Source organism: Exiguobacterium sp. A1_3_1 (assembly GCF_048985645.1).
GTDB classification, from domain to species: domain Bacteria; phylum Bacillota; class Bacilli; order Exiguobacteriales; family Exiguobacteriaceae; genus Exiguobacterium_A; species Exiguobacterium_A indicum.
On the sequence record NZ_WBYY01000246.1, the window covers coordinates 1 to 3,528 of the forward strand.

Sequence of the window (3,528 nt, forward strand, 5' to 3'; positions counted from 1 at the left end):
CCTTCTCGTTAGAGAAAAATTGCACTTTGTCTTCAGTCTCAAAGGGATTTCCCCTTGTTCCTCTTTTAGTCGTCTTAACGATTATCGATCGTTTCAGGATAGAGATCGTGATTGAATAGACGGTGCTCTGCCATTTGTTCGTATTTTGTACCAGGCTTGCCGTAATTGTAGTATGGATCAATCGAGATTCCACCGCGTGGCGTGAATTTCCCCCATACTTCAAGGTAGCGAGGTTCCATCAATTTCACGAGATCTTTTCCGATGACGTTGATGCAGTTCTCATGAAAATCACCATGGTTACGGAAGCTGAATAAGTACAACTTCAGTGATTTTGATTCGACGAGTTTTTCGTCTGGGATGTACGAGATGTAAATCGTCGCGAAGTCCGGTTGATTCGTGATCGGACAAAGACTCGTGAACTCTGGTGCATTAAATTTCACGAAGTAATCATTTTCCGGGTGACGGTTCGGGAATGCTTCGAGTACTTCGGGTTGGTATTCAAAAATGTATGGAACGGCTTTTTGGCCGAGTAACGATAAGTCGTTTAAATCTTCAGGGCGCATAAATCATTTCTCCTTAGACGCCACGATCGTTCGCGAAAACGAGGGCGTGTAGTTGTGGTAGGACGCGCGCATGATTGAAGCGTTCATCACGGGCGACGCGTTCCCAAAGTGTTTTTAAATCGTGTAGCATGCGTGGAGCGATCGTTCCTTCTTCGTGCGGATCAGGATTACCGAGCGATAGATAAAGCGTCTTTAGCGCATATCGTTCTGAAATCATCGCCGCGAAGTCGAGGTCTTCCTCATTAAAGATGACGATTTTAACGGCACGCTGTTGTTCCGGTAAACGTTTAAAAAAGACATCCAAGCGATCGAAATCAATCTTCATCCCACTTGAAGGTGGTTTAGGGCTAAGTGTGACGTCATCGATATCAAGCAACCAATTTTGCCAGTAGGAGCCTTGTGTCTCGACGGACATCGTGATGTTTCGTTCTTTTAGTGCCGCAACCAGTGTGCCGATTGAAGCATGAAGTAACGGGTTCCCACCAGAAATCGTGACATGTCCGTAAGAGCCGAGTGCATCAAGACGTTCTATGATCGTCTCTGCCGTCAAGAGTTCAGGTTTTTCAGAACCATCCCATGTGAAGGCGGAGTCACACCACGAACAGGAGTAGTCGCAACCGCCGGTCCGGACAAACATCGTCTTTTGACCAATCGATCGTCCTTCTCCTTGAAATGTTGGTCCGAAAATCTCGAGAACCGGAATTTTTGGTGTTTTCGTTAAAGCACTCATGCTTCGTTCATCCACTCACGACGGACTTCAGCAAAAGCAGTCGGTGTCTCATAGAGCTTGACGAATTCGACACGAAGTCCACGCTCATCCGGAAGGTGTTGTCCGAGCGTCTCGAAAATCCAAGCCGCCATGTTTTCAGCTGTCGTATTCATGTATGGTAACGATTCATTCAGGTAGCGGTGATCCAATAGTGGTTCGAGATGTGTTTTGAAGATTTTTTTGAGATCACCAAAATCGAGTGTCATACCGCGGTGATCCAGAAAACCACTGATCCCCATATCGACATGGTACGTATGACCGTGAAGGGCACGGCATTTTCCATCATAATCATATAGGTGGTGTGCTGCGTCGAACGTTAATTTTTTTACGATCATAACGCGGGATTTCGTATAGATAAGCGAGTCGCCAGTCGGGCGCTCGACCGTTTCAGGTGCTTCGTAATTGAATGTCATGTGTGTTGAACCTCCTTGATGTATGCATCTAAGCCATTTTTCCGTAATTCACAGGCCGGGCATTCGCCACAACCATCTCCAATGACGCCGTTGTAACACGTCAACGTGCGATTTCGAACGAAATCAAACGCACCGAGCGAATCGGCAAGCGCCCACGTCTCTTTTTTGTCGAGCCACATGAGTGGCGTGTGAAGTACGAATGGATAGTCCATCGCAAGGTTCAATGTCACGTTGAGTGACTTGATGAAGGCATCACGGCAGTCAGGGTAACCGGAAAAGTCCGTTTCACATACGCCAGTGACGATATGACGGATTCCGCGTCCTTTCGCAAGGACGGCTGCGAACGAAAGAAACAGGTGATTTCGTCCATCTACGAAAGTAGAAGGAAGACCATCTTCATTCGTCGTGATGGTTTGGCTGTGGTCAGTCAAGGCGTTACTCGTCAGTTGACTGAGAAGAGAGAGATCAAGCTCATGGTGTTTGACACCAAGCTCAGAGGCGATGTCGCGTGCGACTTCGAGTTCTTGTGCATGACGTTGTCCGTAATTAAACGTCACGACTTCGACTTCTTCGTATTGTTTCAATGCCTGAAACAAACAAGTCGTTGAGTCTTGGCCGCCACTAAAGACGACAAGAGCACGTTCGTTTTTCATAATGTACACTTCCATTCCTAGTTTTTGTAACGGAGGAGGTTACGAACTCCGGAGACATAGTCTCAACTATTCACACTAGCAGAAGCCATTGAAAAAGTCGACGTTTTCTGATGAAGACAAAAAAAGAGATGCGTATCGTCGATCGGACGGTACGCATCTCGTGTAAGAAGATTAAAGTGGATAGTGATAGTAGCGTTCTTTGACGAGTAGATCTCGAATGTTCGAATCTTCCGAGATGACTTTCATCAGACCACCTGTTTGTGAAGCGTGCGCTTCGAGTGCCTTGATCTTTTGATCCGTATAGGCACTGACATCATGAATGAACGTTCCTTCCCCGAGCTCTTCTTTCGTATTGTTCGCAAAAGCGACCGCAAGGAACTCTGGACGATCAGCAGGATCCATCATCCGAAGGGCACGAACGACGGCACGAGCTGTCGCTTCATGATCGGGATGGACCGCGTAACCCGGATAGAACGAAATCAAACGAGTTGGTCGTGTCTGTTGAATCAAGGTAAGAATACGGTCGGCAAGTGCCGCTTCATCCTCAAATTCAACAGTCTTATCACGAAGTCCCCACATTTGGAGATCCGAAATCTTCATTTTTGCAGCAGCATCAATCAACTCGCGTTTACGAATCGTTGCGAGCTGTTCCCGGTTCGTAAAGACAGGACGTCCCATGTTACGTCCCATCTCACCAAGTGTCAGACAAGCGTACGTGACAGGACCACGGTTTTCAGCGTGTTCGATGATCGTACCGGCAGAACTGAAAGCTTCGTCATCCGGGTGAGGGAAGACGACGAGTAAATGATCTTCGTGTGTCATGCGTCTACCTCCTCTGCACCTTGAGCGAATGGTGTCGGGCTAAGTTCAAAAGCAATTGCAAGACGTCCTTCGATATCGTGACCGGCAATCAACAATTGTTCCCCAGCAAATTCGAAGTCAGTCAATCCTTCACCGTATAACCAGCCGTGAGCAAGTTTCAAACCGATCCGGTAAGGTCCGTTTCCTGTGATCAGACCACGTTCGTAAGTGATTTCCGCATTACGGAAAAACATCCCTGCGCTATGGAAAGTTGGATCTTGGTGCGTCGCGTAAGCACCGTTCGTCGTCTCGACGTGTACATATAACGG

General features: G+C 47.4%; 6 protein-coding genes. All 6 read right to left on the bottom strand.

Going from position 1 to position 3,528, the window contains the following annotated elements:
* Positions 1-74: 74 nt before the first annotated feature.
* On the bottom strand, positions 75-563 hold the full coding sequence (queF, locus tag F8N00_RS17070) for a preQ(1) synthase (protein ID WP_023469726.1): 489 nt from the start codon (positions 561-563) through the stop codon (positions 75-77).
* A gap of 13 nt (positions 564-576) precedes the next feature.
* On the bottom strand, positions 577-1,293 hold the full coding sequence (gene queE / locus F8N00_RS17075; protein ID WP_023469725.1) for a 7-carboxy-7-deazaguanine synthase QueE: 717 nt from the start codon (positions 1,291-1,293) through the stop codon (positions 577-579).
* Positions 1,290-1,745, bottom strand: coding sequence for a 6-carboxytetrahydropterin synthase QueD (gene queD, locus F8N00_RS17080; protein ID WP_023469724.1), 456 nt, complete (start codon positions 1,743-1,745; stop codon positions 1,290-1,292). The genes queE and queD overlap by 4 nt, the downstream gene beginning before the upstream one ends.
* On the bottom strand, positions 1,742-2,398 hold the full coding sequence (gene queC / locus F8N00_RS17085; protein WP_023469723.1) for a 7-cyano-7-deazaguanine synthase QueC: 657 nt from the start codon (positions 2,396-2,398) through the stop codon (positions 1,742-1,744). The genes queD and queC overlap by 4 nt, the downstream gene beginning before the upstream one ends.
* A 171-nt stretch (positions 2,399-2,569) precedes the next feature.
* Positions 2,570-3,220 carry a bacillithiol biosynthesis deacetylase BshB2 gene (bshB2, locus tag F8N00_RS17090; RefSeq protein ID WP_075642905.1) on the bottom strand — a complete coding sequence of 217 codons (651 nt, stop codon included), beginning with the start codon at positions 3,218-3,220 and terminating at the stop codon, positions 2,570-2,572.
* The coding region (locus F8N00_RS17095; protein ID WP_421018651.1) for a DUF1806 family protein at positions 3,217-3,528 on the bottom strand (312 nt) is incomplete at its 5' end. The genes F8N00_RS17095 and bshB2, both read right to left, overlap by 4 nt.

Bases quoted from the DNA above. Each gene is read 5' to 3' on its own strand.
- queF (WP_023469726.1), bottom strand. From the start codon at position 563: ATGCGCCCTGAAGATTTAAACGACTTATCGTTACTCGGCCAAAAAGCC.
- queE (WP_023469725.1), bottom strand. From the start codon at position 1,293: ATGAGTGCTTTAACGAAAACACCAAAAATTCCGGTTCTCGAGATTTTC.
- queD (WP_023469724.1), bottom strand. From the start codon at position 1,745: ATGACATTCAATTACGAAGCACCTGAAACGGTCGAGCGCCCGACTGGC.
- queC (WP_023469723.1), bottom strand. From the start codon at position 2,398: ATGAAAAACGAACGTGCTCTTGTCGTCTTTAGTGGCGGCCAAGACTCA.
- bshB2 (WP_075642905.1), bottom strand. From the start codon at position 3,220: ATGACACACGAAGATCATTTACTCGTCGTCTTCCCTCACCCGGATGAC.